This window comes from Comamonas sp. AG1104 (genome assembly GCF_003350425.1).
Classification (GTDB): domain Bacteria; phylum Pseudomonadota; class Gammaproteobacteria; order Burkholderiales; family Burkholderiaceae_C; genus Comamonas; species Comamonas testosteroni.
The window spans coordinates 187,267-213,552 of sequence record NZ_QQAS01000007.1 but is presented as its reverse complement, the minus strand read 5'-3'; the positions used below and the strand labels follow the sequence as shown (position 1 = coordinate 213,552).

Sequence of the window (26,286 nt, the reverse complement as noted above, 5' to 3'; positions counted from 1 at the left end):
CACAGACCGTGGCAACTGCCAGCCTGGCGCCATCGGCCATGCTTTTCAGGGCGGCGTCTGCCGGTAGTGATGTGCGAGCAGCAGCGCAATCGCACAGGATGCAATGCGGGATTCGCGCGAATCCGCGCGGCTGGTCAGCACGATGGGTACCTTGGCGCCAAGCACGATGCCTGCGCTGGCTGCGCCGCCCAGGTACATGAGCTGCTTTGCCAGCATATTGCCGCTTTCCAGATCGGGCACCAGCAGGATGTCGGCCTGACCGGCCACTGGCGAAGCGATGCCCTTGGTGCGCGCGGCCTCGATGGAGACTGCATTGTCGAAAGCCAGCGGTCCGTCCAGCACGCCTCCGGTGATCTGGCCCCGGTCGGCCATCTTGCACAGTGCGGCAGCATCCAGTGTCGCGGGCATGTTGGGGTTGACCGTCTCGACGGCGGCGAGGATGGCGAGCCTGGGCCTTGCCACGCCCAGAACCTGTGCCAGCTCGATGGCATTGCGTGCGATATCGGCCTTCTGCAACAGATCGGGGGCCAGGTTGATGGCAGCGTCGGTGACGATGAAGGGGCGTGGATAGCTGGCCGTCTGCAACACAAAGCAATGGCTTACACGCCTCTTGGTGCGCAACCCGGCACTGCCGGCAACGACAGCCGCCATCAGCTCGTCGGTGTGCAGACTGCCTTTCATCAGTGCCTCGACTTCGCCGCTGGCGGCAAGTCTGGCACCAAGCTCGGCTGCTGCATGACTGTGCGGCACGTCCTCGATGCGCAGGCCCTGCAGCTCGACCCCCTGCGCAAGTGCAACCGCCTCCAGCCTGGCGCGCGGAGCGATCAGGACCGGCTCGATCAGCCCCAGCCGATGCGCATCAAGCGCGGCGGACAGGCTGGTGGCATCGCAGGGATGAACGACCCCCACGCGAACCGGCGGCAGTTCCTTGACAGCCGCCAGCAGCCGGGTCAGGCCGTGATGTGAGGCAACGTCAAGCGGCTGCGCCGCGCCGCCTGATGACATGGACGCCGCTTGCTGCACGGCTGGCTGCCGGGGCTGTGCATCGTGGGCGCAGAGCAGCGTCAGCGTGCCCGCGTCACGGGAAGCCACGGTAACGCGCAGGCTGTCGCCGACGGCTATGCCCTCAAACGGCTGCTGCGTCATGTCTGGGCTCGGTTGACTCATCGCACTCCTTTCTTGCCGCGTGGGGCGGCGGGTTTACGTCGCGCAGCAGCTGCAGCCCGCTGGGGAGCTGCAGGAGTCTGTACCGGAGCCGGCACCAGCTCGAGAGGCTCCTGTATCCGGGGCTGCTGCGCCAGCACGGCCTGCTCGAACAAGGCCTGCACCTGCTGCAAGGCATGTCTCACGGCATCATCCTGCGCGCCAGGCTCCTTATCGATGGCTGCCATCTGGGTGATGGCCTCGCCGGCCTTGCGGATGGTGTCGGCAGGCGTGTTCTTCAGCAGGCCAGGAATGGCTTCGATGGCAGCGCTGCCGCATTGCCTCATCACCAGGGTCTGCTCGCGGATGGCGGCTCGCAGCTCGGCCAGACTCCAGCGCCCAGGCGCCTGCTGCTCCAGCAATTGCGCAGCCAGGTGGTAGTAGCGCTCGTCCACAGCGCGACGCTGGGAGAGCACGCTCAGCAAGCCGCGCAGCGTGGCCTCGAGCACGCCCCCTTGATCCACCCTGCTCTTGATCTGTTGCTGCCTGGCCGCCATCAGCGCCAGATGCTCGGGGGTGGAGCCAGGATGCTGGCGCACTGGTGCGCTCTCGCCATAAGCATGCCCAGCCAGCGCCTGCATGAGCGGCGAGCCATAGAGCATGTCGAACCACAGGGCGTAGATGTGGTCACGCCGGTCGCGGAAATCATCGAGAGCGCGATCCAATGCAGCCGAGCACTGCTGCTGCATGTGCAGCCATGGATTGGCCTCATCCACGGGCTGGCGATGTTCGCGTATGTATTGGGCGCTGCTGCGTATCAGGCAAGCCAGCGGGTGCTGGCTGCTCCAGGCCTCGAATTGCAGGCGCATGGGATGCAAGGTCTGCAACCAGTGTGCCGATTGGGAAGTGCTCAGCGCACGCACCCAGGGTTGCCACATGCTGCGATACAGAGCCAGGTTGATGTCGGATACCCGGGCCGCCGCGTCGAAACGGCGATCGGACTCGGGATCGGGCTTGACGATATCGCGCACTTCATCGATGCCGCTGGCACGGATGCTCAGCAGATAAGGATCATGGAGCAGCTTTTGCTCCTGCTTCGTGGCATCGTCAACGCTGGCGCGATAGATGCCTGCCGGCAGCAGATTGATCTGCTCGATGGCACTGGCGAACTTGCGGTGCTGCTTGCTGCCGACGGCGCCCGAAACAAAGATGCCCAGATGACCGATGCTGTCGTGCGTGCTGAAGATGATGGTCTGGTCATGAGCGCGCACGTCGCCGTCGCTGGCGTACAGATCGGTGATCCAGCCCAGAGCCTGGGCCGGCGGCGTGATGTTGTCGCCATAGGAGCAGAACACCAGGATGGGCGAGCGGATATCGCGCAGATCGATGCGCACCCCGTCCGATGTCAGCAACTGGGCCGTCGACAGCCTGTTGCCTATGAACAGATTGTCGACGATGTACTGCATCTCCACATCGTTGAGGAAGACATAGCCACCCCAGTATTTCTCGAAGTCTAGATAGCGCTCGGCTTCGGTGTCGGCATTCGCATAGACCTTGTACTGCTTGCTCCAGAGCGTGTTGGCCGGATCGAGCTGCTCGAAGTTCTGCACCAGATGGGCACCGTCGAAGCGGCCGTTACCCAGATCGCTGGCCAGTGCCGTCATCCAGCTGCCCCCGAGGAGCCCGCCCGAATAACGCATGGGATTGTCTCCGGCCCAGTACGACAGGGGCGCTCCGGCAACAATGATGGGCCCGAACAGCTCGGGCCAGACAGCGGCCGTCATCAGGATCTGCCAGCCCGCCTGGCAGTTGCCGATGACCGCAGGCTTGCCCTCACTCTCGGGGTGAAGCTCGGCCACGCGACGCATGAATGCGGCCTCGGCACGCATCACGTCCTCCACCGTCTGACCAGGTACGGGATCAGGCAGAAAGCCGACGAAGTAGCAAGGGTGACCGGCCTCCAGCGCCGCACCGATCTCGCTATGGGGCTTGAAGCCACCTATGCCCGGGCCATGCCCGGCGCGTGGATCTATCACGACGAATGGACGCTTGGCGGGGTCGGCAGGCCGATCTTCGGACGCCTGAATGCGCACCAGGCCATAGTTGACGGGTCTTGGGAGCTCCAGCCCCGACATCACGAGCTCTGCGGGGAAATGCAGCACGTTGGGCATCCTGGCCTCACGCTGGGTCCGGTACTGGTCGCCCACCTGCCGCTCGATGTCGGCATACAGCACCGCACGTTGAGCGGCATCCACCGCATAGGCCCCGGCGGCCCGCCACCATGCAAAAGGATCAACAGACCCGTTGGTCGACGGACCGACCCCGCTGGGTTTGCTCATGTCTTGCTCCCGAAGTCACAATCTTCTGTCTCAAGAAGATTCAAAAACAATAGCATCCAGCGTTTTATGGGTCACCACAAAACGCCGAAAACATCGGATTTTTTGCAATGGAGAGCCAGCTGATCAGCCGGCCCGCAGGCGGCAGCGTCGCCATCCTGTGCTGAAGCTGCGCCAGCCGATTGCCTACTTCTGAGCTGCTTTGCCGCTCTTGGCCTGAGCGGGGTCCTGAGTGGCCGGCGTCCAGGCAGACAGCCATTGCTTGAAGATGTCCTGCAGTGGCAAAGCGGGCTGATTGGGCGTGCCGTCTGCACGCAGGGCCTCGGCCACAGATTTTTGCCAGGCCTCCAGGGCCTGCTGCAGACCGCTGGCAAAAGCCTGCTGGTTCTTGATCGCGATATCGCTGGAGCTCTTGGCATCGCTCATGCGGTCCTCGAGCCTGCGCATGAAAGTCTCGGCGGGCAGGCTGGCCAGCGATTGCCAGTCTTCGGCACGCAGCAGGCTTTGCAGCTCTGCCGTGGTTTCGCTGATGCCGGTAGCACTGCTGTGCTGCGCCGCCTCCAGCCAGCGATGGCCACTTTCACGCATGAGCTGAGCGATGCGCAGTTGCAGCTCGGCATTGGCCTTGAACAGATTCAGGGGGGTCGCTTGAATACTCATATCGTTCTCCCTATGGTGATGGTGGTGCCTATCGAGAGGCTGGCGGACCGTCCGGCATATCACCGTGACCAAACGGCTTTTGAAAACTCAATGCCCGAGCACGTACTGGCCCGGAGCGTCATGCAGGGGCCCGCCGCTCGTGCCGCCCATGCGCGGCGGAGCTATCGGTGTGCCGGATCTGTTTTTGAGCCACTCGTCCCATGCCGGCCACCAGGAGCCCTGGCGCTGCTCGGCCTCTTGCTGCCACTGCTGGGCGACAACGTCCTGCGCGCCGACAGACCGCGTGAGCAACTGGTAGCGGCGTCGCGGATGGCCGGGCTCGCTGACAATGCCGGCGTTGTGGCCGCCACTCGTCAGCACAAAGGTGATTTCAGCCGCAGTGTGGTGGTGCAGCTTGAATACCGATTGCCAAGGCGCTACATGATCGGTGAGCGTTCCCACACAAAAGATGGGCACTTGCAGATTGAGGAGCGAGACCGGCTTGCCATCGACCGGATAGCGGCTTTCACTGAGATCGTTATTCAGAAACAGACGGCGCAGGTATTGCGAGTGCATCCTGGCTGGCATGCGCGTGGCGTCGGCATTCCAGGCCATGAGATCGCTCATCGGTGCCCGCTCGCCCAGCAGGTATTGATTGACCATGCGCGACCACAGCAGATCATGGGAGCGCAGCATCAGGAACGCGCCCGCCATCTGATCAGCGCGCAGATAGCCTTGCTGGGCCATCTGGGCCTCAAGCAGGCTGACCTGTGCTTCGTCGATGAACAGCGCCAGCTCGCCGGGTTCGGTGAAATCGGTCTGCGCGGCCAGCAAGGTCATCGATGCCAGACGCTCGTCTCCATCGCGCGCCATCGCGGCCGCTGCAATGGCCAGCAAGGTTCCGCCCAGACAATAGCCTGCAGCATGTACCTTCTGCCCCGGAACGATTGCCGTGACAGCATCCAGCGCAGCGCGCCAGCCCAGCTCGATATAGTCGTCCATGCCCAGATCTCGATCTCCGGCATCGGGATTCTTCCAGGAGACGCAGAACACCGTATGCCCTTGGTCGACCAGATACCTGATCAGCGAATTGTGTGGCGAAAGATCCAAGATGTAGTACTTCATGATCCAGGCCGGCATGATCAATACCGGCTCGGGATGGACCTTGTCGGTGGTCGGTGCGTACTGGATCAGCTCCATCAGCTGGTTGCGCAGCACCACCTTGCCAGCGGTGACGGCCACATCGCGCCCCACCTGAAACTCCTCGCAGCCCGCAGGCAGCTTGTTGGTGAGCTGGGCATGCACATCTTCCATCAGGTACTGGAAGCCACGCACCAGATTCGCCCCGCCCTCTTTGGCGGTACGTTCCAGAACTATCGGGTTGGTGGCAAAAAAGTTCGCGGGCGAAAGCATATCCAGCCACTGCCTGCCCCAGAACCCGACCAGACGCTCGTGATGTTTTTCAACACCTGCAACGCCTTGGCTGGCAGCCTGCCACCAGCGTTGCTGGGCGACGAATGCGGCACTCATGACCGTGAACGGCCATTGCTTCCATTCAGGAGCCTGAAAGAGACGTTCTGCCTCCTGCGTCTGTGGCCCGCCATAACAAAGCCTGCCCCATTCCTCCAGCGCCAGCCGTGCCAGATCCAGACGCTTTGCCGGGCTGATGGCAAGATTGCCGGCCCAATCCATCCAGGCCTGCCATTGGGACTCGGGGGAAACCGACAGCCACTGCTGCGCCCACATCGCACGCACTGCTTGATCAAGCTGCTGGCTGGAACTGAACTGAGCTTCGGCCTTGCGGTCAACCATAGCGGCCCCTTTTTGCTGCATGGCAATAACGCAACATCTTATGCGCTGCAGAAGTTGTTGCATAGTCACGGCCTGCCCGGAGTTGAGCCACATCAAGCTCCCGCCGCCGCAAGCGCTCCGGCATGCGGCTGCCGGCCCCAAACGCCGGGCTACTGCAGCGAAAAGAGCTCTGCAGCCTTGCCTGGATCAAGCCTGCCACCGAAGCTGCTGGCCATGGTTTGCAAGCTGAATGCACACCACCGACCGCTGACGCATGCGGCACTGTTTTCTCATTGTGTGCAATAATGTAGAGCTTTTATGCGGAAAGTACACCGGACAGGCTGGTGCGGCTCCCGCACTTGACCAAAGGAAAGATCATGAAAGAAGGCATTCACCCCAATTACCGCGAAGTTCTGTTCGTTGACATGTCCAACGGCTTCAAGTTCGTGACACGTTCTTGCGTTTCCACCAAGGAAACCGAAAACTTCGAAGGTAAAGAGTACCCTCTGTTCAAGCTGGATACCACTTCTGAATCGCACCCCTTCTACACTGGCACACAAAAGTCGGTGGACAACATGGGTGGCCGCGTGGAGAAGTTCCGCAACCGCTTCGGCAAGAAGTAAATCTTACTTTTTTGCTGAAAAGGCAGCTCGGGCAACCGTGCTGCCTTTTCTTTTTGGGAGCTGCTCCGCGGCATCCCAATGCTCCTATCATCGGAGCACCAAGCGCTCCGAACCCGGGCGCTCTCGCCTGATCAGGCCGTGCAGACTCGCACCGCCGCTACCGGATTGATTGCGTGAACCAGCCCACACCTGCCATCGTTGCCCAAAGCGCCGTGCGCCGACTGCCGCGCTGGGCCCTGCTTTTGCTGTGCCTGGCCTATGTGATTCCCGGCTTTGTCATGCGCGGCCCCTGGCGCTCCAACGACATGGAGGCCTTCGGCTACATGCGCGAGCTGGCACTGGGTCATACCGACTGGCTGTCTCCCACGCTTTCGGGTCTGGCTCCCAGCATCGACGGTCTGCTGCCCTACTGGCTGGGCGCCCTGTCCCTGCTGGGCTTCGAGTGGCTGCTCGGCGCCGAGATGGCTGCGCGCCTGCCGTTCATCGCCTTGCTGATCCTGACCCTGGGAGCCACCTGGTGGGGCGCCTATTACCTTGCACGCACGCCGGGTGCGCAGCCCGTGGCCTTTGCCTTTGGCGGAGAGGCGCAGCTGATCGACTACGCCCGCGCCATGGCCGACGCGGCCTTGCTGGCCCTGGTTGCCTGCCTGGGCCTGGCCCAGCTCTCGCACGAAACCACCAGCTACGTCACTCAGCTGGGCTGCACGGCACTGCTGTTCTTCGCAGCTGCAGCCATGGCCTATCACCCCAGGAAGTCAGCGGCAGCACTGATATTCGGCCTGCTGGGACTGGCGCTGAGCGGCGCCCCCACGCTTGCCGTGCTGTTCGGACTGGGCGGCAGTGTGATCGCCTTCACCCAGCGCAGCTGGGGCGACAGCCCGGGCCGCTCACACCGCCAGGCACGCATCTGGGCCGCAGCCTGGATGGCCGCCACGGTGCTGGCCGCCAGCCTGACCACCGCACTGGATCAATGGGTCTGGCATCTCGTCGATTCGCTCAAGGACTGGAGCGCACTGCTGCAGCTGCTGCTGTGGTTCTGCTGGCCTGCCTGGCCCCTGGCTTTGTGGACGCTGTGGGTCTGGCGCCGCCAGATTGCACACCCCGGCCACAACCCGCATCTGTCCATCGCCCTGCTGTTTGCCACCGTCCCTGTGGCCGCCTGCCTGAGCAGCACCCCGGCCGATCGCGCCCTGCTGCTGGGACTTCCGGCCATTGCCACCCTGGCCGCCTTCGCCCTGCCCACTTTCCGCCGCAGCATCAGCGCGCTGATCGACTGGTTCACGCTGCTGTTCTTTACGGCATCCGCGATTGCCATCTGGGTGGTCTGGCTGGCGTTTCAGACCGGATTCCCGCCCAAGATCGCCGCCAATATTGCGCGCCTCGCCCCTCAATTCGAAGCAAGCATCTCCTGGCCCACGGTCATCGTGGCGCTGATCGCCACAGCCGGCTGGTTTGTGCTGGTGGTCTGGCGCACCTCGCGCAATCGTGCAGCCATCTGGAAGAGTCTGGTGCTTCCGGCCGGCGGCGCCACACTGAGCTGGGTGCTGCTGTCCACACTCTGGATGGAGCCGCTGGATCATGCTCGCAGCTATGAATTCCAGATGACACAGCTGGGCGGCGAACTCAAGCACAACGGAGCCACAAGCTGCGTGCTGACCTACGGCCTGGGCCGTTCGCAGATTGCGGCCGTACGCTACTACACCCATGTGGATACGGCGCTATTGCGTCGCAGCAATCCAGGCGACTGCGGCTGGGCACTGGTCGACGCAGACCGTTGGGCGGGCGATCACAATCGCAAGCTGCGTCAAGGCTGGGATGAAGTCAGCCGCATCACCCGTCTGGCAGGTCAGAAGGAAGTCCTGGTACTGCTCAAGTACACCGGCCCCAAAGCCGCGCCATGAAAGGCGAGCTGCAATACATCGGCCGGCATGCAGGTACCGTGCTGGCCGGGCAGCTGGCCGTCATGGCCTTCGGCACCACCGATACCATCGTGGCCAGCCGCTACTCCAACGATGCCGTCGCCGCCCTCTCCGTAGGGTCGGCCATTTTCATCAGTGTCTATGCCTCGCTGATGGGTATCTTTCAGGCTCTTCTGCCCTTGTGGTCCGAGCAGCGTGGCGCCGGTCAGCCCCAGGCCATCGGCCATTCTCTGCGCCAGTCCATGTATCTGTGTGCACTGGCCTGTGTGCTGGGCATGGCGGTGCTGCTCATGCCCGACGCACTGCTGCGCTGGACCGATGTGCCCGATGCGCTGCAACTGGAGGTCAAGCGCTATCTCGCCGTACTGGCCTGGGGCTTGCCGCCGGCGCTGCTGTTTCGCATCTACAGCGCGCTCAACCAGGCGCTGGGCCACCCCAAGCTGGTCACCTGGCTGCAACTCATCTCACTGCTGATCAAGATCCCCTTGTCCATCTGGTTCACCTTTGGCGGACTGGGCCTTGCCCCCCTGGGAGCAGTGGGCTGCGCACTGGCCACGCTGCTGGTCAACTACACCATGTTTGCCGTGGCCCTGTGGCTGATGCGCACTCAGGACTTCTATGCTCCGCTGGCGCTTTGGCAGAGGCTGGAGCGCCCTGACTGGCTGCAACTGGGCCGCTTCTGCCGCCTTGGCATCCCTGCAGGCCTGGCCATTCTGGTGGAAGTCACCTCCTTCACCCTCATGGCCCTGTATGTGGCAAGGCAGGGCTCGCTCTCGTCTGCCAGCCACCAGATCGCCGCCAATCTGGCCGCCATCTGCTATATGGTGCCGCTGTCTCTGGCCATTGCCACCAGCGCCCGCGTCAGCTACTGGCGCGGCGCCGGTGACGAAGCCCAGGCCAGGACGCTGATTCAACAGTGTTTCAAGCTTGCTCTGCTCATCGGTATTGCGACAGCAGCTACGCTCTTGATCGCTCGCACCTGGATTGCAGACATCTACACCGACTCCCCACGGGTGCTGGCCATGACGTCCTGGCTGCTGATCTGCGTGGCCGCATACCATGTGGCGGACTGCGTGCAGACCTATTGCATTTTCGTGCTGCGCTGCTATCGCGTGACCGTGGCGCCTCTGGTGATCTATTGCCTGCTGCTGTGGGGCGGCGGCCTGGGCCTTGGCTATTGGCTGACCTACCGATGGCAGGCAGCCGAAGGCTGGCGGGACTGGCAGGCCACGCCCATGCCCTTGTGGGTGTGCAGCGCGGCAGCCCTGTTTGTCACTGCCATGGCCTTCAGCAGCATTTTGCACAGAGCCATACGCCCCCCAAAGCCGCAGGCCGAGCCTAGTGCCTCCTAGTGAGGAAGTGCCTTGGCGGGCACTTCAGCAGCCGCCCGCACACGGCTGGGCGGGAAGGTGACGGCGAATTCCGAGCCCTTGCCCAGCTCACTCTGGATGCTGAGCCTGGCGCCATGCCGCTGCAGCACATGCTTGACGATGGCCAGCCCCAGGCCGGTGCCGCCCGTGTCACGCGAGCGGCTGCGGTCCACGCGATAAAAGCGCTCCGTCAGACGCGACACGTGCTTTTCGTCGATGCCGGGGCCGGAGTCCTTGACGGCAAAGCGGGCCGATCCATCGGGCAGCAGTTGCCAGCGCACATCGATCTGCCCGCCGGCCGGCGTGTAGCGCATGGCATTGGCCAGCAGATTGGAAAACGCACTGTGCAGTTCTGCGCTCGCGCCTGCCAGGTCTCCGGCCTGCCGCAGTGCCTGCTCATCAGGAAAGTTCAGCACATGGGGTTTGGCCTGCTTGCGCGTCAAGGCATTGGACAGGCCGCGAGCCTCGTTCTCACAGCGATTGAGCAGCTGGGCCACCGACACCCAGTCATTGTTGCTGGGCAGCGGGCTGCCCTCCAGGCGCGACAAGGTCAGCAGGTCCTCGACCAGATGCTGCATGCGCTCGGCCTGCTGGGCCATCAGCTCCAGATAGCGCCTGCGCTCGTCTTCCTCGAGCGGCAGGTTCTGCAGGGTCTCGACAAAACCGGCCAGCACCGTCAGCGGCGTGCGGATTTCGTGGGAGACATTGGCCACGAAGTCACGTCGCATGGCCTCGGCCTGCTCCAGCGCCGTCACATCGCGCGCCAGCAGCAGCTTGCGCCCTTCACCATAGCCGTAGAGCTGCACCGACAGCTTGACCGGCCGCGAAGGCGTGCTTTCACGCCCCTGCATGACCAGATCATGGCTGAAGTCCTGCGCCGCAAAATAGGCACTGAACTGAGGATCTCGCACCAGATTACCGATGCTTTGCAGCACGTCGCGCTCGGCATCAAAGCCGAACTGCCTGGCAGAAATCTGATTGCACCATTCGATGCGGCCCTGTGCATCGAGCAGCACCACACCATTGGGACTGGCCTGCAAGGCTGACAGAATGTCATTGAGCCGCTGGTCGCCCTGCTGCACCTGCTGCACGCTCTGGCGAATCCAGCGGCGCATGCGCACGCTGGCCTCGCCCCAGATACCAGCCAGATTGGGCACCGCGCCCAGCTCCGACTGACGCAGCCAGTGCAGCAGACGCGCGCCATTCCAGCTGTCCACCAGCCACCATATCCAGCCGCCGATCAAGGCGCCCGTCATGGCCGCCACACATTGCTGCAGCGCCGTCGCAGCAGGTGCAACGAGATAGGCCCACAGCAGCCATACCACCACGGCTGCCGCGAGCTGAGAAGCCAACAATCGAAAACCACGCCACCCCATATTTGCTTTCAGTTGTGATTTTTGACGACCCAGCCAGGCCGGGCCGAGGTTCGGGGGGAAGTACTGTCAGGCCATGGCCTGGGCGCTGAAACGGTAGCCCGCACCGCGCACGGTCTCAATCAGAACACCCGCCACGCCCAGCGATTCTCGCAAGCGCTTGACGTGCACGTCCACGGTGCGCTCTTCAATGAAGACATGATCGCCCCAGACCTTGTCGAGCAACTGCGCACGGCTGTGCACACGCTCGGGGTGCTTCATCAGATAGTTGAGCAGCTTGAACTCGGTGGGACCGATCTTGATCAGATCGCCCTGCCAGCTCACGCGGTGGGCCGCAGCATCCAGCACCAGCTCGCCAATGCTGACCTTGTCCTGCACCTGCTCAGGCGCACGGCGGCGCAGCACGGCACGAATGCGGGCCAGCAGCTCCTGAGTGGAGAAAGGCTTGGTGATGTAGTCATCGGCCCCTGCATCCAGGCCCGCCACCTTGTCAGGCTCGTCGCCGCGCGCCGTCAGCATGAGAATGGGCACGGCCTTGGTGCGGCTGTCGGCACGCCATTTGCGGGCCAGAGACAGACCGCTGGCCCCGGGCAGCATCCAGTCGAGCAAGATCACGTCGGGCAGCACGGCATCGAGCTCGCGCTGCGCCGAAACACCGTCTTCCGCCCAGACGGGCTGGAAGCCGTTATGCCTCAAATTGACCGCGATCAACTCTGCAATCGCAGGTTCGTCCTCCACGATGAGGACCATGGGCATCTTCTTCATCCCTGAGTAGCCTCCGTCTTACAACACCGCAGATTCGATTTCAGCCATGGTCTGATGGCGCACATCCTTGCCCTCGACCAGGTAGATGATCAGCTCGGCCACGTTCTTGGAGTGGTCGCCGATACGCTCGATGGCCTTGGCCAGGAACAGCAGGTCCAGGCTGGCGGAGATGGTGCGCGGATCTTCCATCATGTAGGTGATGAGCTTGCGCACAAAGCCGTCGAACTCTTCGTCGATCAGATCGTCTTCACGCAAGATGGCCACTGCCGCCTTGGTGTCCAGTCGGGCGAAGGCATCCAGGGTCTTGCGCAGCAGCTCGGAAGCCATCTGGGCAGCCATGCGCAACTCGCCGCTGGGCAGCGAACGGGCAGCGCCGCTTTCGATGATGGACTTGACCATACGGGCCATCTTGCAGGCTTCGTCGCCCATGCGCTCCAGGTTGGCCGTGGCCTTGGAGAAGGCGATCAGCAGGCGCAGGTCGCGGGCCGTGGGCTGGCGGCGCGCAATGATGGACGACAGTTCATGGTCGATCTCGACCTCCATGGCGTTGACGCGCTGCTCGGTGCTGATGACCTGCTCAACCGCCTCGGTGCTGAAGCTGGTCAGCGCATAGACGGCATTGCTGATCTGCGACTCGACCAGACCGCCAAGCTCCATGACGCGGGCAGAGACACGATTGAGTTCGGAGTCGAACTGCGTGGACAAATGTTTTTCTGTCATTTTTAAGTCCTTAGCCGAAGCGGCCTGTGATGTAGTCTTCCGTTTCCTTGCGCTGGGGCTTGAAGAACATTTTTTCGGTGTCGCCAAACTCCACCAGATCCCCCAGATACATATAGGCCGTGTAATCGCTGCAACGGGCGGCCTGCTGCATGTTGTGTGTCACGATGACCACGGTGTAGTCGTTCTTCAACTCCGCAATCAGCTCCTCGATCTTGGCCGTGGAGATGGGGTCCAGCGCCGAGCAGGGCTCGTCGAGCAGCAGCACCTCGGGCTTGATGGCAATGCCGCGCGCAATGCAAAGACGCTGCTGCTGCCCGCCCGACAGGCCCGATCCGCTTTGCTGCAGCTTGTCCTTGACTTCATTCCACAGCGCAGCCTTGCGCAGTGCCCACTCCACGCGGTCGTCCATGTCCGAGGCGTTGAGATTCTCGAACAGCTTCACGCCGAAAGCGATGTTGTCATAAATGGACATCGGGAACGGCGTGGGCTTCTGGAACACCATGCCGACCTTGGCACGAATCAGTGCCACATCCTGCTTGCTGGTCAGCAGGTTGTCGCCGTCCAGCATGATCTGACCTTCGGCGCGCTGCTCGGGATAGAGCTCGAACATGCGGTTGAAGGTGCGCAGCAGTGTGGACTTGCCGCAGCCCGAGGGGCCGATGAAGGCCGTGACCTTCTTCTCGGGAATATCGAGATTGATGTTTTTCAGCGCATGAAACTTGCCGTAGTAGAAGTTCAGGTCGCGCACGGCCAGCTTGATGTTGGCGGGAGCAGTGGTTGCAGTCATGATCTTGAACTTTCGAATTATTTCTGGCGGGTGATGAAACGCGCCAGGATATTCAGACCCAGCACAGCCACAGTGATGAGGAAGACACCGGCCCAGGCCAGTTGCTGCCAGTTCTCATACGGGCTCATGGCAAATTTGAAGATGGTGACCGGCAGGCTGGCCATGGGCTTGCTCATGTCGGCATTCCAGAACTGGTTGTTCAGCGCCGTGAACAGCAGCGGAGCAGTCTCGCCGGCAATACGGGCCACGGCCAGCAGAACACCGGTGATCACGCCGGCGCGGGCTGCGCGCAAGGTCACCATGATGATGACCTTCCACTTGGGCGTACCCAGCGCATAGGCCGCTTCACGCAGGCTGGCGGGAACCAGCACCAGCATGTTTTCCGTGGTGCGGATGACCACGGGAATCACGATCAGCGCCAGCGCGATCACGCCGGCCATGCCGGAGAAGCTCTTGAAGCGCACCACCACCACGGTATAGACAAACAGACCGATGACGATGGAGGGGGCCGACAGCAAAATGTCGTTGACGAAACGCGTGACGGAAGCCAACCAGCCTTTTTTGTCGTACTCGGCCAGATAGACCCCGGCCATCACGCCGATAGGCGTGCCCACGAAAGTGGCCAGCGCCACCATCATCAGCGAGCCCCAGATGGCATTGGCAATACCGCCCTCCTCGTTGGGGGGAGGCGTCATCTGCGAGAACAGGGCGAAGTTCAGACCGCCCAGACCCTGGCGGATGGTTTCCCAGAGAATCCAGACCAGCCAGAACACGCCAAACAGCATGGCGGCCATGGACAGGGTCAGCGCGACCTGATTCAGGTGCTTGCGCTTGTTGTACTTGGCCTGACGAACCGCAGCCAGATCGGCTGCGTCGAGCATTTTGGAGGAGGTGGAAGTCGGGCTCATGAGCGAGCTCCTTCGTTCTTCTGCAGACGGTTGAGCAGCAGCTTGGAGCAGGCCAGCACCACAAAGGTGATGAAGAACAGCACCAGACCCAGATAGATCAGCGACGCCTGATGCAGGCCCTCGCCCGCTTCGGCAAACTCATTGGCCAGCGCCGAGGTGATGCTGTTCGCAGCCTCGAACACGGACAGGGAATTGAGCTGGTTCATGTTGCCGATCACAAAGGTCACGGCCATGGTCTCGCCCAGTGCGCGGCCCAGGCCCAGCATGACGCCGCCCAGCACGCCGGTCTTGGTATAGGGCAGCACTACTTTCCAGACCACTTCCCAGGTCGTGGAGCCCAGACCGTAGGCCGACTCCTTGAGCAGCGCCGGCGTGACTTCGAACACATCGCGCATCACGGAGGCGATGAAGGGGATGATCATGATGGCCAGAATGATGCCGGCCGACAAAATACCGATGCCCACGGGAGGGCCGGAGACAAAAGCGCCCAGATAGGGCACACCGGTCAGCAGGTTCTGCAGAGGCTGCTGCACATAGGTGGCCAGCACGGGGCCGAACACCATCAGGCCCCACATGCCGTAAACGATGGAGGGAACTGCGGCCAGCAACTCGATGGCCGTGCCCAGCGGGCGCTTGAGCCAGGCGGGCGAGAGTTCCGTCAGAAACAGGGCAATGCCGAAGCTCACGGGCACTGCAATGATGAGCGCGATGGCCGAAGTGGCCAGCGTGCCGTAGATCATGACCAGACCGCCGTATTGATCCTGCACGGGGTCCCAGACACTGCTGGTCAGAAAACCCAGACCATATTCGGAGATGGCGGGCCAGGCACCGATGATCAGCGAAACCATGATGGCCAGCAGCAGCACCAGCGTCAAAATCGCTGCGCTGCGTGCCAGGCCACCAAACAAACGATCCGCCATACGTCCCGAGATCATCGGAGCACGTGGCGGAGAGGGAGAGCGTCGCTTGGCGGCATCGGTGGGGGCTGCAGCCAGCGAACTGGAGGGCGACGTAGTGGACACGTGAGCGCCTTTATTCGCAAAGGGTTGAAACAAGCAGCGAACATACCGTCCGGCACGGCAGCCCGCTGCTCACTGATGACACGAAGTTACTTGGAAACAACCTTGCCCGAAGCGTCCTTGATGTCGTTCCAGGACTTGAAGATCACGTTCTTGACAGCGTCAGGCATGGGCACATAGTCCAGGTCGGCGGCAGTCTTGTCACCTTGCTTGTAAGCCCAGTCGAAGAACTTCAGCGAGGTGGCGGCCTGAGCAGGCTTTTCCTGAGTCTTGTGCATCAGGATGAAGGTTGCCGAGGTGATGGGCCAGGCGTTCTTGCCGGGCTGGTTGGTCAGGATCTGGTAGAAGCTCTTGGCCCAGTCAGCGCCGGCAGCAGCTGCCTTGAAGGTCTCGTCGTCAGGAGAGACAAAAGCGCCTTCCTTGTTCTGCAGCTGTGTGTAGGTCAGCTTGTTCTGCTTCACATAGGCGTACTCGACATAGCCGATGGAGTTGGGCAGGCGACCCACAAAGGCGGCAACGCCTTCGTTACCCTTGCCGCCGGCACCGGTGGGCCAGTTCACGGCCTTGCCCTCGCCCACTTTTTCCTTCCACTCGGCATTGACCTTGGAGAGGTAGTTGGTGAAGCCGAAGGTGGTGCCGGAGCCGTCAGCGCGGCGCACGGGAGCGATCGCGGCGTCAGGCAGCGCCACACCGGGGTTCAGAGCCGTGATGGCGGGGTCATTCCACTTGGAGATCTTGCCCAGGTAGATATCGCCCAGCACCTGGCCCGACAGCTTCAGCTGGCCGGGAGCCACGCCCTTGATGTTGACCACGGGAACAATGCCGCCGATCACGGTGGGGAACTGAACCAGGCCCTTCTTGGCCAGTTCGTCATCCTTCAGGGGTTCATCGGAAGCACCAAAGTCCACGGTCTTGGCTTCGATCTGCTTGACGCCGGCGCTGGAGCCCACGGACTGATAGTTAATCTTGACGCCAGTGGCCTTGTGATAGTCGGCAGCCCACTTGGAATACAGAGGAGCCGGGAAGCTCGCACCGGCACCTGTGGCTTCCTGGCTGGCGTTGGCAATACCCGCTGCAGACAGAGCACCAGCCACCAGAACGTGAATCAAGGACAACTTCATGAAACGACCTCTTAGGGTTGAAAGATTCGATGGAGTGAACTTTAAAAACCTTTTATGACAAGGTCGTGACATGGAAATTTCAAGGCGCAACCGAGTGAAAGACCTCCAAAGCAGTCATGCGAGTGTCATATTTCATTCGCAAACTGCTGAGCCTTGAGCCGCAGGCTCGGCCTGGGTAACAGCTTGTCGCAACGCTGGAGTCTGATCGCCGGCAATGTATGACATAGTCTGTCACACAGCGTGTCCGCACTCTGGCAGCCCCATCGGGCTAATACCTGCAAATACCTGACTTGGCAGAGGTTGAACCCAGCGCCCCTCAAGCTCGATGACGGCCCGTATTGCATATTCCACTGCCCAGTGCATGTGTCGCCAGTTCCATCACGCTCATGCTCTGCCCGTGCCCCAACCCGCATAACAACAACGCATTGATTGGCTCAGAAATGGCTCCTGAATCGCTGCTTGCCGCCGTAGACCTTGGCTCCAATAGTTTTCGCCTGGAAATAGGCCGCATCGGCTCGCATCAACGCATCGAGCGCGTGGAATATCTCAAGGAAACCGTGCGCCAGGGCAACGGCCTGAACTCGCGCCAGGAACTCTCGCGCGAAGCCATGGAGCGCGGCTGGGAATGCCTGGCTCGCTTTGGCGAGCGCCTCAGGGGCTTTGATGCCACGCATGTGCGCGCCGTCGCCACCCAGACCCTGCGTGAGGCCCTGAATGCCGACGAGTTCGTGACGCGTGGCAGCCAGTTGCTGGGCTTTCCCATCGAAGTCATCCCCGGCGAGGAAGAAGCCCGGCTCATCTATCGCGGCGTGGCCAGCTCGCTGCCGCCCAGCCAGCAAAAACGCCTGGTCATCGACATTGGCGGGCGCTCCACCGAAATCATCATCGGCCAGCACAGCCAGCCTATGCAAGTGGCGTCGTATGCGCTGGGCAGCGTCTCCTGGAGCAGCCGCTTCTTCAGCGATGGCGCATTGAACAAGGCCAACTTCCAGGCCGCCGTTGCCGCTGCCAAGCAATGCCTGGCCCAGGCCCAGTTCGCCTACCCGGGCACGGCCTGGGACTGCGCCTATGCCTCCTCGGGCACGGCCAATGCCGTGGCCGATGCCCTGACGGCACAGGGCCTGGGCGGACAGGTGATCACGCCCGCCAAGCTGCGCCACCTCTACGAGATGCTGCTGGACATTGGCCATGTGGACCGCCTGCGCATGCCGGGCCTCAAGGAAGATCGCCGCCCCGTGGTCGCAGGCGGCATCAGCGTGATGATGGCCGTGGTCGATCTGCTGGGCATTACCGAGCTGGAAGTCGCCCAGGGCGCACTGCGCCAGGGAGCCTTGCACGACCTGCTCGACCATGAGCCCCCTGCCGACAAGGAAGCGGCGGAAGTCGGCGCCCTGCAGCTGGACTTCGGCGTGGACGCACCTCATGCCCAGCGCGTGCAGCGCATCGCCAGCGAGCTGTACCGGCAAATCCTGCCAGGAGAAACCGCTGCGCAGAGCACCCAGGCCCTGGCCATTGCGGCGCAGCTGCACGAGGTGGGCATGCGCGTGGCACTGAGCAACTACCATCGCCACGGCGCCTATATCGTCGAGCATTGCGGTCTGGCCACCTGGCAGCCCGAGCTGCGCCAGCGCATCTGCCAGCTGGTGCTCGGTCACCAGGGCAAGCTGCGCAAGCTGGAAGACGCCATCGAGGAGCCGCAGCTGGCCCTGCCGCTGATGGCACTGCGCATTGCCGTGCAGTTGAGCCATACCCGCCGCGACCCTGACATGCAGGGCATACAGATCAAGCGCTCAGGCTCGGAATGCAAGCTCTCCACTCCTTCGGGCTGGATGCTGACCTACCCGCAGTCCGCCCGCCTGCTCGAAGAGGAAGCCATGGCCTGGAGCAAGACGCCCTGGAGCCTGAAGCTGCAGCTGCGCTGATATCACCAGTCAGGCCGCCGCGGCCTGCAAAAGGCAAAGGGACTGCGAGGCAGTCCCTTTTTTATTCTGCAGAACCCTTCAAAAAGATAGCTGCAAGCGCCTGCCAAACAATGATTTCAATACTAAAGATATCTGAAAACATTGCATATCATGCGCAAGATGCTCCTCTTTTCAGAGTATTCAAACGCTCTTTCCGCCGTAGCGCACCATCAGGGCCTGCTGGGCGCCCTTGCCCTCCAGCGGACGCGCGGGCTTTTGGTAAATGCCCGAGGCGTCCAGCGTCCAGGCATCGCGGTCGTCGCCCAGATAGGCCACCAGGCACTCGTCGATCACGCGCTGGCGCAGCTTCTTGTCAAGCACCGGCCAGGCCAGCTCCACACGGCTGAGCATATTGCGATTCATCCAGTCAGCACTGGACAGCAGCAGCTCTTCTTCCTGGCCCCAGGCAAAGTAGAAGACGCGCGAATGCTCCAGAAAACGGCCGATGATGGAGCGCACGCGGATATTGTCCGTCACGCCCGGGCGCTGTGCCGGCAGCATGCAGGAGCCGCGCACGATGAGGTCGATCTGCGCACCCTTGCGGCCTGCCTCGACCAGGGCGCGAATCAGGGGCTCGTCGGTCAGCGCATTCATCTTGAGCACCATGCGTGCCTTCTCGCCCCGCGCCGCTGCGGCGGCCACCAGGTCGATCAGCTCCAGCATGCGGTTTTGCAGATGGAACGGCGCCATGACCAGCTTTTGCAGCTTGGGCATGGTGTTATGGCTGGAGAGGTGGCGGAACACCGCATCCATATCGGCCGTGATCTCGTCATCGCAGGTCAGCTGGCTGATGTCGGTGTACAGACGCGCGCTGCGGGCGTTGTAGTTGCCCGTGGACAGATGGGCATAGCGCTTGAGCTGGTTGTTGCGCTTTTCACGGCGCGTGATGAGCAGCATCTTGGCATGGGTCTTGAGACCGACCACGCCATACACCACCTGCACGCCCAGCGATTCCAGCTTTTCCGCCCAGTTGATATTGGCCTCTTCGTCAAAGCGCGCCTTGAGCTCCAGCACGGCCAGCACCTCCTTGCCGCGGCTCACAGCCTCGGCCAGCAGGCTCATGATCTCGGAGTCGGTGCCCGTGCGGTAGATGGTCTGCTTGATGGCCAGCACCTGCGGATCGTTCACGGCCTCGCGCAGCAGCTCCAGCACGCCATCGAAACTCTCGAAGGGCTGGTGGATGATGATGTCGCTCTTGCGCATCTGCGCCAGGATGGAGCGGCCGGGCACGAGCTGCGTGGGCCAGGCCGGCTTCCACTTGGGAAACAGCAGGGCCGGGTCGTCGACCAGATCGATCAGCTGCATCTGGCGCACCAGATTCACCGGCCCCTTGACGCGGAACAGCGCCTCGGCCGGCAAGCCGTATTGCTCGAGCAACAGGTCAGAGAGCACCACGGAGCATGAGGAAGACACTTCCAGACGCACCGCCTGGCCGTAATGGCGGTGGTGCAGGCCCTGGCGCAGGGCCATGCGCAGGTCCACCACATCGTCCTCGTCCACGGCCAGATCGGAGTGACGGGTGACACGGAACTGCGAGAACTCCGACACTTCGCGCCCCGGGAACAGCTCGGCCAGATGGGCACGCACCACGCTGGAGATGCTGACAAACAGCTTTTGCTTGCCCGAGATCTTCTCGGGCAGGCGGATCAGGCGCGGCAAGGCACGCGGCACCTTGACGATGGCCACCTCATTGGCCCTCCCGAAGGCATCCACGCCATTGAGGCGCACGATGAAATTCAGGGCCTTGTTGGCGACCTGCGGAAAGGGATGCGACGGATCCAGCCCCACCGGCATCAGCAGGGGTTGGACCTCGCGCATAAAGTACTCGCGCACCCATTTGCGCTGCGCCACGCTGCGCTCGCCGTGAGAGACCAGGCGAATCGCATGCTTGTCGAACGCGGGAATGATGGACTGGTTATAGAGCTGGTACTGCTTGGCCACCAGGCCGTGGGCTGTGGTCATCAGTCGCTCGAAGCTGGCGCGCGAGTACGGGCCCTGTTCATCGCCCACCTTGGCGGCCGAGACATGAGGGGCGCAGCGCACTTCGAACCACTCGTCGAGATTGGAAGACACGATGCACAGATAGCGCAAGCGCTCGAGCAGCGGCACATCCTCGCGCTCGGCCCAGTTCAGCACGCGCTCATTGAAGACCAGAATGCTTTGATCGCGGTCCAGCAGCTCCAGAGTCGGCTCGATCACAGGCGGCATGGCTACCTCGTTCTTGGACGCCGCTCGGCGTCGGCGCGGCGCTTTGGCAGGGGCGGAAGAAACCGATGTCGCAGCGTCAGAAACGGCACCGGGCACACCATGGTGCCCGGCAGCTCCGGCTTGCGCAACTGCAGCCGGCTCGCTCGCGCAGTTGACGACCGCCGTCGTGGCGGGAGGCACAAGCGAGATATGCGCCAGACCCAGAGATGCAGGTCCCGCCTCATGCGCCTGACTGCCGGTCTGCGAGGTCACTGGGGAAACTGCAGCCGGATCCTGCCCTGAAGATGAAGTGATGGAAGTGGGGAAAAAAGAGTCGGGACCAGATACGGATTGGGACATGTGGCAGCAGCCTGCGAAAGCTTGAAGCGCCCATGAGGGCATGTCCGCAGTCTGCCCATGGTTTATGACAATTAGATGACCAAAAGATGACTGTCATTGTTGTTCATGACAGTCATCAGGGTTTGCACAACTTCAGCTGGCCCTGACCACCTCGGCCAGACGCTCGGCACAGTTGCTGGCCATATCCGCACTCCTGGCCTCGACCATGACGCGCACCAGAGGCTCGGTGCCGCTGGGACGGATCAGCACGCGGCCGTCGCTGCCCAGCAGTTTCTCGACAGCCGCCTGCTCGCCGGGCAGCTTGGCGTTATTTTTCCAGTCCTGACCAGGCTTCAAGCGAACATTGATCATGACCTGGGGGAACAGCTTCACGGACTCCAGCCACTGGGCAATGGTCTTTTTCGAGCGCACACAGGCCTGCAGCACCTGCAGTGCGCTGACCAGGCCGTCACCGGTCGTATGCTTGTCCAGCGCCAGCAGGTGGCCCGAGCTTTCGCCGCCCAGCTGCCAGCCCTTGGCATTGAGCGCTTCCAGCACATAGCGGTCTCCCACCTTGGCACGGACAAAACCCACGCCCTGCTCCTTGAGCGCCTGCTCCACCGCCATATTGGTCATCAGGGTTCCCGCCACACCGCTGACTACGTGGCCGCGCGCCAGACGATCGGCCGCCATGAGATAGAGCAGCTCGTCGCCGTTGTAGAGACGGCCTTGCGCATCGACCAGCTGCAGGCGGTCGGCATCGCCGTCCAGCGCCACGCCATAGTCGGCATTGTTGGCTCGCACGGCCCTCACCAGCGCTTCGGGATGGGTCGCGCCAACTCCCTCGTTGATGTTCAGGCCGTCCGGAGAGCAGCCGATTTCCACCACGCTGGCGCCCAGCTCGTGAAAGACCTTGGGAGCAATCTGATAGGCCGCGCCATGGGCCGCATCCACGACGACCTTCAGGCCGCGCAACGACAGGCTGTGATCGAAAGTGCTCTTGCAGAACTCGATATAACGGCCGGCGGCATCGGCCAGGCGTCGCGCCTTGCCCAAAGAGGCCGAATCCACCCAGACGGGGTCTTCCTTGAGAGCGGCTTCCACATCCTCTTCCCAGGAATCAGGCAGCTTGGTGCCCTCGGCACTGAAGAACTTGATGCCGTTGTCGTAGAACGGGTTGTGGCTGGCACTGATCACCACCCCCAGGCTGGCACGCTGGGCGCGCGTCAGATAGGCCACGCCCGGTGTCGGCAAAGGGCCAAGCAGCATGACATCGACACCGGCAGAGTTGAAGCCCGACTCGAGCGCGCTCTCCAGCATGTAGCCGGAGATGCGGGTGTCCTTGCCGATCAGCACCAGAGGGCGCTCTTGCGTGCGGCGCAACACGCGACCCACGGCATGCGCCAGACGCAGGGCAAAGTCAGGCGTGATGGGCGACTTGCCCACCGTGCCGCGAATCCCGTCGGTGCCGAAATACTGTCGTGCCATATTCTCGTTGTCCTTTTTAGATTCAATACCCTGTCATCAGGCCTGCGGCGCTTGCGCATCTTGCATGGCCTGCCAGACTGCCAGCGCAGCCACCGTATCCTTCACATCGTGGACACGCACAATTTTGGCCCCACGCTCGACCGCCAGCAATGCCGCCGCGACGCTGGGCACCATGCGCTGATCCACAGGCAGGCCGGTCACCTGCCCCAGGGAGCCCTTGCGCGACCAGCCCGCCAGCAGGGGGAAGTCTAGGCCCAGCAGCTCACCCTGATGTGCAAGCAAGGCAAAATTTTGTACCACGCTCTTGCCGAAACCAATACCGTAATCCCAGGCAATGCGGGTGCGAGCAACGCCCGCATCGAGCAAAGGCTGCGTCACCTGCAGCAGAAAGTCCCGAACCTGGGCCACGGCATTGCCCTGCATATGCTCCAGGTGCATGTCTTGCGGGGTCTTGTGCATATGCATCAGGCACACCCCACAGCTGGCGTGCCTGCTCACCACCTCGAAGGCACCGGGCTGGCGCAGCGCCCAGATGTCGTTGATGATGTCGGCCCCCAGATCCAGAGACGCGGCCATGACTTCGGGCTTGTAGGTATCGATGGAGATGGGCACGTTGAGCTTGACGGCCTCGCGCAGCACGGGCAGAACGCGAGCCAGCTCGTCTTCAAGGCTCACAGCGGGTGAGCCCGGCCTGGTGGACTCGCCACCTATATCCAGAATATGCGCCCCCTGCTCCAGCAGCAGCTCCGCATGGGCCATGGCCTGGGATACACCGGCATGCCTGCCTCCGTCCGAAAAGGAATCCGGGGTCACATTCACAATGCCCATGACCTGAGGCTTGTCGAGCTGCAAGAGAAAACGCGAGGTTTGCCACTGTTGCGACATAAATCTTCCGATATCTGAGAGTGCAAAAACAAAAGGCCCCTGAGGGACCTTTTGTGTATGAGGCTTGGCGCTCAAGCCGTAGTCGGCGAGGGCTCGGCATTCGATGCGGGATTGCCTCCCGAGGAATTGCCACCATCCGATGAAGGTGGGTTGCGAGGCGTCCAGTCCTTGGGAGGACGAGGCTCCTTGCCGGCCATGATGTCGTTGAGCTGCTCGGAGTCGATCGTCTCCCAGTCCAGCATGGCCTTGGCCATGGCGTGCATCTTGTCGCTGTTGTCTTCGATCAGCTTGCGCGCCAGCGCATATTGCTCGTCGATGATGCGACGCACTTCGTCGTCCACCTTCTGCATGGTGGATTCGGACAGATTGGAGCCTCGGCTGAAGGTACGGCCCAGGAAAGGCTCGCCTTCCTGCTCGGAGTAGACCATGGTGCCCAGCGCATCGCTCATGCCGTAGCGCGTCACCATGTCACGGGCGATCTGGGTCGCACGCTCGAAGTCGTTCGATGCACCAGTCGTCATCTGGTTCATGAACACTTCTTCGGCGATGCGTCCGCCAAACAGCATGGCGATCTGGTTGAGCATGTACTCCTTGTCGTAGGAGTAGCGGTCCTTCTCGGGCAGGCTCATGGTCACGCCCAGCGCACGACCGCGCGGGATGATGGTGACCTTGTGCACGGGATCGCACTTGGGCAGCAGCTTGCCGATAAGGGCGTGGCCCGCCTCATGGTAGGCCGTATTGCGGCGCTCTTCCTCAGGCATGACCATGGACTTGCGCTCGGGGCCCATGATGATCTTGTCCTTGGCCTTCTCGAAGTCCTGCATCTCCACGGTGCGAGCATTGCGGCGTGCCGCCATCAGAGCCGCTTCGTTGCAGAGATTGGCCAGATCGGCACCCGACATGCCGGGCGTGCCGCGCGCGATGATGGCGGGGTTCACGTCCTGGCCCACGGGAATCTTGCGCATGTGCACGTTCAGGATCTGCTCGCGGCCACGGATATCGGGCAGCGTCACATAGACCTGACGGTCGAAGCGGCCGGGGCGCAGCAACGCTGCGTCGAGAATGTCGGGACGGTTGGTTGCCGCCACCACGATCACGCCGAGGTTGGTCTCGAAACCGTCCATCTCGACCAGCATCTGGTTCAGTGTCTGCTCGCGCTCGTCGTTGCCGCCGCCCATGCCGGCGCCGCGCTGGCGACCGACCGCGTCGATTTCGTCGATGAAGATGATGCAGGGTGCATTCTTCTTGGCGTTCTCGAACATGTCGCGCACACGGGCCGCGCCCACGCCGACGAACATTTCAACGAAGTCGGAACCCGAGATCGAGAAGAAAGGCACCTTGGCTTCGCCCGCGATGGACTTGGCCAGCAGCGTCTTGCCGGTGCCGGGAGGGCCGACCAGCAGCAGACCACGGGGAATACGGCCGCCGAGCTTCTGGAACTTGTTGGGGTCCTTGAGGAAGTCCACGACTTCCTTGACCTCTTCCTTGGCTTCATCGGCACCAGCCACGTCGGCAAAGGTGACGGTGTTGCTGTTCTCGTCGAGCATGCGCGCCTTGGACTTGCCGAAGCTGAAGGCGCCGCCCTTGCCGCCGCCCTGCATCTGACGCATGAAGTACACCCATACGCCGATCAGCAGCAGCATGGGGCCCCAGCTCACGAGCAGCGTCATGAGCAGCGAGCCTTCTTCACGTGGCTTGACGTCGAACTTGACGTTGTTGTTGATCAGGTCGCCCACCAGACCACGATCCAGGTAGGTGGCTGTAGTGCGGATCTTGCGATCATCGGTGGTGGTGGCTACGACCTCGGTACCGCCGGCACCTTCCTGAATGGTGGCGCTCTTGATACGGTTGTTGCGCACCTGCTCCAGGAATTCCGAGTAGCCAACATGAGAGGCACCGCCAGCACCTCGGGTGTCAAACTGTTTGAACACCGTAAACAGCACCATGGCGATGACCAGCCAGACGGCGACTTTTGAAAACCACTGATTGTTCAAGCGGGGCTCCAATGGAATATTCAGACGTAAAGGCCCGGAGGGGACTCCAGACCTAGTTGAGGTTCATTTTAGGTGTTTCAAGCGACCAGGACGCCTATTTCCCCCTATAGCGGCCATAGGCAAGCTATGGTCCGACAGGCAAACGGCTCTAAGCCTGTGTTTTATCAGGGCTTTGCGCTATCAGTTTCACTGGTTTGCTGCAGCAAGGCATGAGATCAAATGCCCCTATGCAAGCCGGCAACTGAGTCAGGAGCCCTGCTTCAGCCCCATCCCCACCAGGAAAATCTCGGAAGACCGGTCGCGCGAGGCCTTGGGCTTGATGGGCTTGACCACCTTGAAGGTCTGCTTGAACAGATCCACCAGCTCGTTATAGCCGCTGCCGTGGAACAACTTGACCACCAGCGCGCCCTCGGGCTTCATGTTATTGATCGCAAAATCGACGGCCATCTCGATCAGCACCGCAACCCGCGCGCCGTCAGTGGCGCCATGGCCCGACAGATTGGGGGCCATATCAGAGACCACCACATCGGCCTTGCCGCCGCCCATGGCTTCTTCCAGCTGCGCCAGCACCGCCTCTTCACGAAAGTCGCCCTGGATGTAATGCACGCCCTCGATGGGTTCCATGGGCAGCAGATCCAGCGAGATGATGCGGCCGTTGAGCTCACCCACAGCAGCACCGCTGGGAGAGAGACGACGGCGCACATACTGACTCCAGGCACCGGGCGCACAACCCAGGTCCACCACGGTGTGGCCGGGCTGAATCAGCTTGAGCGACTCGTCAATTTCCTTGAGCTTGTAGGCCGCGCGGGCACGATAGCCATCCTTTTGGGCGGCTTTCACATACGGGTCATTGATGTGATCGTGCAGCCAATTCTTATTGACCTTCTTGCTTTTGGTTTTCGTTTTCATGCCTGAATT

20 protein-coding genes are annotated in these 26,286 nt (G+C 62.2%); 4 read left to right on the top strand and 16 right to left on the bottom strand.

Going from position 1 to position 26,286, the window contains the following annotated elements; translation table 11 throughout:
• Positions 1-45: 45 nt before the first annotated feature.
• The 4 genes from DFO48_RS20185 to DFO48_RS20170 all read right to left on the bottom strand — a co-directional run bounded on the left by DFO48_RS20185 (position 46) and on the right by DFO48_RS20170 (position 5,930).
• Complete coding sequence (locus tag DFO48_RS20185) at positions 46-1,167, bottom strand: bifunctional enoyl-CoA hydratase/phosphate acetyltransferase (RefSeq protein ID WP_114864569.1); 1,122 nt, start codon at positions 1,165-1,167, stop codon at positions 46-48.
• Positions 1,164-3,482, bottom strand: coding sequence for a DUF3141 domain-containing protein (locus tag DFO48_RS20180; RefSeq protein ID WP_114864568.1), 2,319 nt, complete (start codon positions 3,480-3,482; stop codon positions 1,164-1,166). The genes DFO48_RS20185 and DFO48_RS20180 overlap by 4 nt, the downstream gene beginning before the upstream one ends.
• A 183-nt stretch (positions 3,483-3,665) precedes the next feature.
• Entirely contained in the window at positions 3,666-4,139 is a 474-nt protein-coding gene (locus DFO48_RS20175; protein WP_114864567.1) for a phasin family protein, read from the bottom strand.
• A gap of 87 nt (positions 4,140-4,226) precedes the next feature.
• Positions 4,227-5,930 (bottom strand): alpha/beta hydrolase, encoded by a 1,704-nt coding sequence (locus DFO48_RS20170; protein WP_114864566.1) that lies wholly within the window; start codon positions 5,928-5,930, stop codon positions 4,227-4,229.
• 356 nt (positions 5,931-6,286) lie between these two features.
• Here DFO48_RS20170 and DFO48_RS20165 point away from each other — a divergent pair, with 356 nt between their 5' ends.
• The 3 genes from DFO48_RS20165 to DFO48_RS20155 all read left to right on the top strand — a co-directional run bounded on the left by DFO48_RS20165 (position 6,287) and on the right by DFO48_RS20155 (position 9,803).
• Positions 6,287-6,532, top strand: coding sequence for a type B 50S ribosomal protein L31 (locus DFO48_RS20165; RefSeq protein ID WP_003053459.1), 246 nt, complete (start codon positions 6,287-6,289; stop codon positions 6,530-6,532).
• 173 nt (positions 6,533-6,705) lie between these two features.
• On the top strand, positions 6,706-8,433 hold the full coding sequence (locus DFO48_RS20160) for a hypothetical protein (RefSeq protein WP_114864565.1): 1,728 nt from the start codon (positions 6,706-6,708) through the stop codon (positions 8,431-8,433).
• Positions 8,430-9,803, top strand: a complete 1,374-nt coding sequence (locus DFO48_RS20155) for an MATE family efflux transporter (protein WP_114864564.1) — start codon at positions 8,430-8,432, stop codon at positions 9,801-9,803. Before DFO48_RS20160 ends, DFO48_RS20155 begins: the two co-directional genes overlap by 4 nt.
• On the opposite strand, the gene phoR is transcribed toward DFO48_RS20155, so the two are convergent.
• From phoR to pstS, 7 genes are all read right to left on the bottom strand, one after another.
• Complete coding sequence (phoR, locus tag DFO48_RS20150) at positions 9,800-11,176, bottom strand: phosphate regulon sensor histidine kinase PhoR (protein ID WP_114864563.1); 1,377 nt, start codon at positions 11,174-11,176, stop codon at positions 9,800-9,802. The genes DFO48_RS20155 and phoR overlap by 4 nt on opposite strands.
• An 87-nt stretch (positions 11,177-11,263) precedes the next feature.
• Positions 11,264-11,959: a phosphate regulon transcriptional regulator PhoB gene (gene phoB / locus DFO48_RS20145; protein ID WP_003080249.1), complete on the bottom strand. Its 696-nt coding sequence runs from the start codon at positions 11,957-11,959 to the stop codon at positions 11,264-11,266.
• Positions 11,960-11,977: 18 nt separating this feature from the next.
• Positions 11,978-12,679 carry a phosphate signaling complex protein PhoU gene (gene phoU / locus DFO48_RS20140; protein WP_003067322.1) on the bottom strand — a complete coding sequence of 234 codons (702 nt, stop codon included), beginning with the start codon at positions 12,677-12,679 and terminating at the stop codon, positions 11,978-11,980.
• Between the two features lie 10 nt (positions 12,680-12,689).
• A complete protein-coding gene (pstB, locus tag DFO48_RS20135; protein ID WP_003080251.1) occupies positions 12,690-13,466 on the bottom strand; it encodes a phosphate ABC transporter ATP-binding protein PstB in 777 nt (258 codons plus the stop codon).
• A gap of 17 nt (positions 13,467-13,483) precedes the next feature.
• Positions 13,484-14,374, bottom strand: a complete 891-nt coding sequence (gene pstA, locus DFO48_RS20130; protein ID WP_114864562.1) for a phosphate ABC transporter permease PstA — start codon at positions 14,372-14,374, stop codon at positions 13,484-13,486.
• A complete protein-coding gene (pstC, locus tag DFO48_RS20125) occupies positions 14,371-15,309 on the bottom strand; it encodes a phosphate ABC transporter permease PstC (RefSeq protein ID WP_034349891.1) in 939 nt (312 codons plus the stop codon). Before pstC ends, pstA begins: the two co-directional genes overlap by 4 nt.
• 173 nt (positions 15,310-15,482) lie before the next feature.
• Complete coding sequence (gene pstS / locus DFO48_RS20120; RefSeq protein ID WP_003080259.1) at positions 15,483-16,514, bottom strand: phosphate ABC transporter substrate-binding protein PstS; 1,032 nt, start codon at positions 16,512-16,514, stop codon at positions 15,483-15,485.
• A 440-nt stretch (positions 16,515-16,954) separates the two neighbouring features.
• Here pstS and DFO48_RS20115 point away from each other — a divergent pair, with 440 nt between their 5' ends.
• A complete protein-coding gene (locus DFO48_RS20115) occupies positions 16,955-18,436 on the top strand; it encodes a Ppx/GppA phosphatase family protein (protein WP_114864561.1) in 1,482 nt (493 codons plus the stop codon).
• Between the two features lie 180 nt (positions 18,437-18,616).
• Here DFO48_RS20115 and ppk1 read toward each other — a convergent pair whose 3' ends face one another.
• The 5 genes from ppk1 to DFO48_RS20090 form a co-directional block, all read right to left on the bottom strand.
• Positions 18,617-20,683, bottom strand: coding sequence for a polyphosphate kinase 1 (gene ppk1, locus DFO48_RS20110; protein WP_003080264.1), 2,067 nt, complete (start codon positions 20,681-20,683; stop codon positions 18,617-18,619).
• 471 nt (positions 20,684-21,154) lie between these two features.
• Positions 21,155-22,489: a phosphoglucosamine mutase gene (gene glmM, locus DFO48_RS20105; protein ID WP_114864560.1), complete on the bottom strand. Its 1,335-nt coding sequence runs from the start codon at positions 22,487-22,489 to the stop codon at positions 21,155-21,157.
• 36 nt (positions 22,490-22,525) lie between these two features.
• Entirely contained in the window at positions 22,526-23,374 is an 849-nt protein-coding gene (folP, locus tag DFO48_RS20100) for a dihydropteroate synthase (protein ID WP_114864559.1), read from the bottom strand.
• A 71-nt stretch (positions 23,375-23,445) separates the two neighbouring features.
• Positions 23,446-25,368 (bottom strand): ATP-dependent zinc metalloprotease FtsH, encoded by a 1,923-nt coding sequence (gene ftsH, locus DFO48_RS20095; protein ID WP_003053443.1) that lies wholly within the window; start codon positions 25,366-25,368, stop codon positions 23,446-23,448.
• A gap of 246 nt (positions 25,369-25,614) precedes the next feature.
• A complete protein-coding gene (locus DFO48_RS20090) occupies positions 25,615-26,277 on the bottom strand; it encodes an RlmE family RNA methyltransferase (RefSeq protein WP_003080273.1) in 663 nt (220 codons plus the stop codon).
• Positions 26,278-26,286 lie beyond the last annotated feature (9 nt).

Coding starts and splice junctions, on each gene's coding strand:
- DFO48_RS20090 (WP_003080273.1), bottom strand. CDS start 26,277: ATGAAAACGAAAACCAAAAGCAAGAAGGTCAATAAGAATTGGCTGCAC.
- pstB (WP_003080251.1), bottom strand. CDS start 13,466: ATGACTGCAACCACTGCTCCCGCCAACATCAAGCTGGCCGTGCGCGAC.
- DFO48_RS20175 (WP_114864567.1), bottom strand. CDS start 4,139: ATGAGTATTCAAGCGACCCCCCTGAATCTGTTCAAGGCCAATGCCGAG.
- DFO48_RS20155 (WP_114864564.1), top strand. CDS start 8,430: ATGAAAGGCGAGCTGCAATACATCGGCCGGCATGCAGGTACCGTGCTG.
- pstA (WP_114864562.1), bottom strand. CDS start 14,374: ATGAGCCCGACTTCCACCTCCTCCAAAATGCTCGACGCAGCCGATCTG.
- glmM (WP_114864560.1), bottom strand. CDS start 22,489: ATGGCACGACAGTATTTCGGCACCGACGGGATTCGCGGCACGGTGGGC.
- DFO48_RS20185 (WP_114864569.1), bottom strand. CDS start 1,167: ATGAGTCAACCGAGCCCAGACATGACGCAGCAGCCGTTTGAGGGCATA.
- DFO48_RS20180 (WP_114864568.1), bottom strand. CDS start 3,482: ATGAGCAAACCCAGCGGGGTCGGTCCGTCGACCAACGGGTCTGTTGAT.
- phoB (WP_003080249.1), bottom strand. CDS start 11,959: ATGAAGAAGATGCCCATGGTCCTCATCGTGGAGGACGAACCTGCGATT.
- folP (WP_114864559.1), bottom strand. CDS start 23,374: ATGTCGCAACAGTGGCAAACCTCGCGTTTTCTCTTGCAGCTCGACAAG.
- DFO48_RS20115 (WP_114864561.1), top strand. CDS start 16,955: ATGGCTCCTGAATCGCTGCTTGCCGCCGTAGACCTTGGCTCCAATAGT.
- DFO48_RS20170 (WP_114864566.1), bottom strand. CDS start 5,930: ATGGTTGACCGCAAGGCCGAAGCTCAGTTCAGTTCCAGCCAGCAGCTT.
- phoU (WP_003067322.1), bottom strand. CDS start 12,679: ATGACAGAAAAACATTTGTCCACGCAGTTCGACTCCGAACTCAATCGT.
- ppk1 (WP_003080264.1), bottom strand. CDS start 20,683: ATGCCGCCTGTGATCGAGCCGACTCTGGAGCTGCTGGACCGCGATCAA.
- pstC (WP_034349891.1), bottom strand. CDS start 15,309: ATGATCTCGGGACGTATGGCGGATCGTTTGTTTGGTGGCCTGGCACGC.
- DFO48_RS20165 (WP_003053459.1), top strand. CDS start 6,287: ATGAAAGAAGGCATTCACCCCAATTACCGCGAAGTTCTGTTCGTTGAC.
- pstS (WP_003080259.1), bottom strand. CDS start 16,514: ATGAAGTTGTCCTTGATTCACGTTCTGGTGGCTGGTGCTCTGTCTGCA.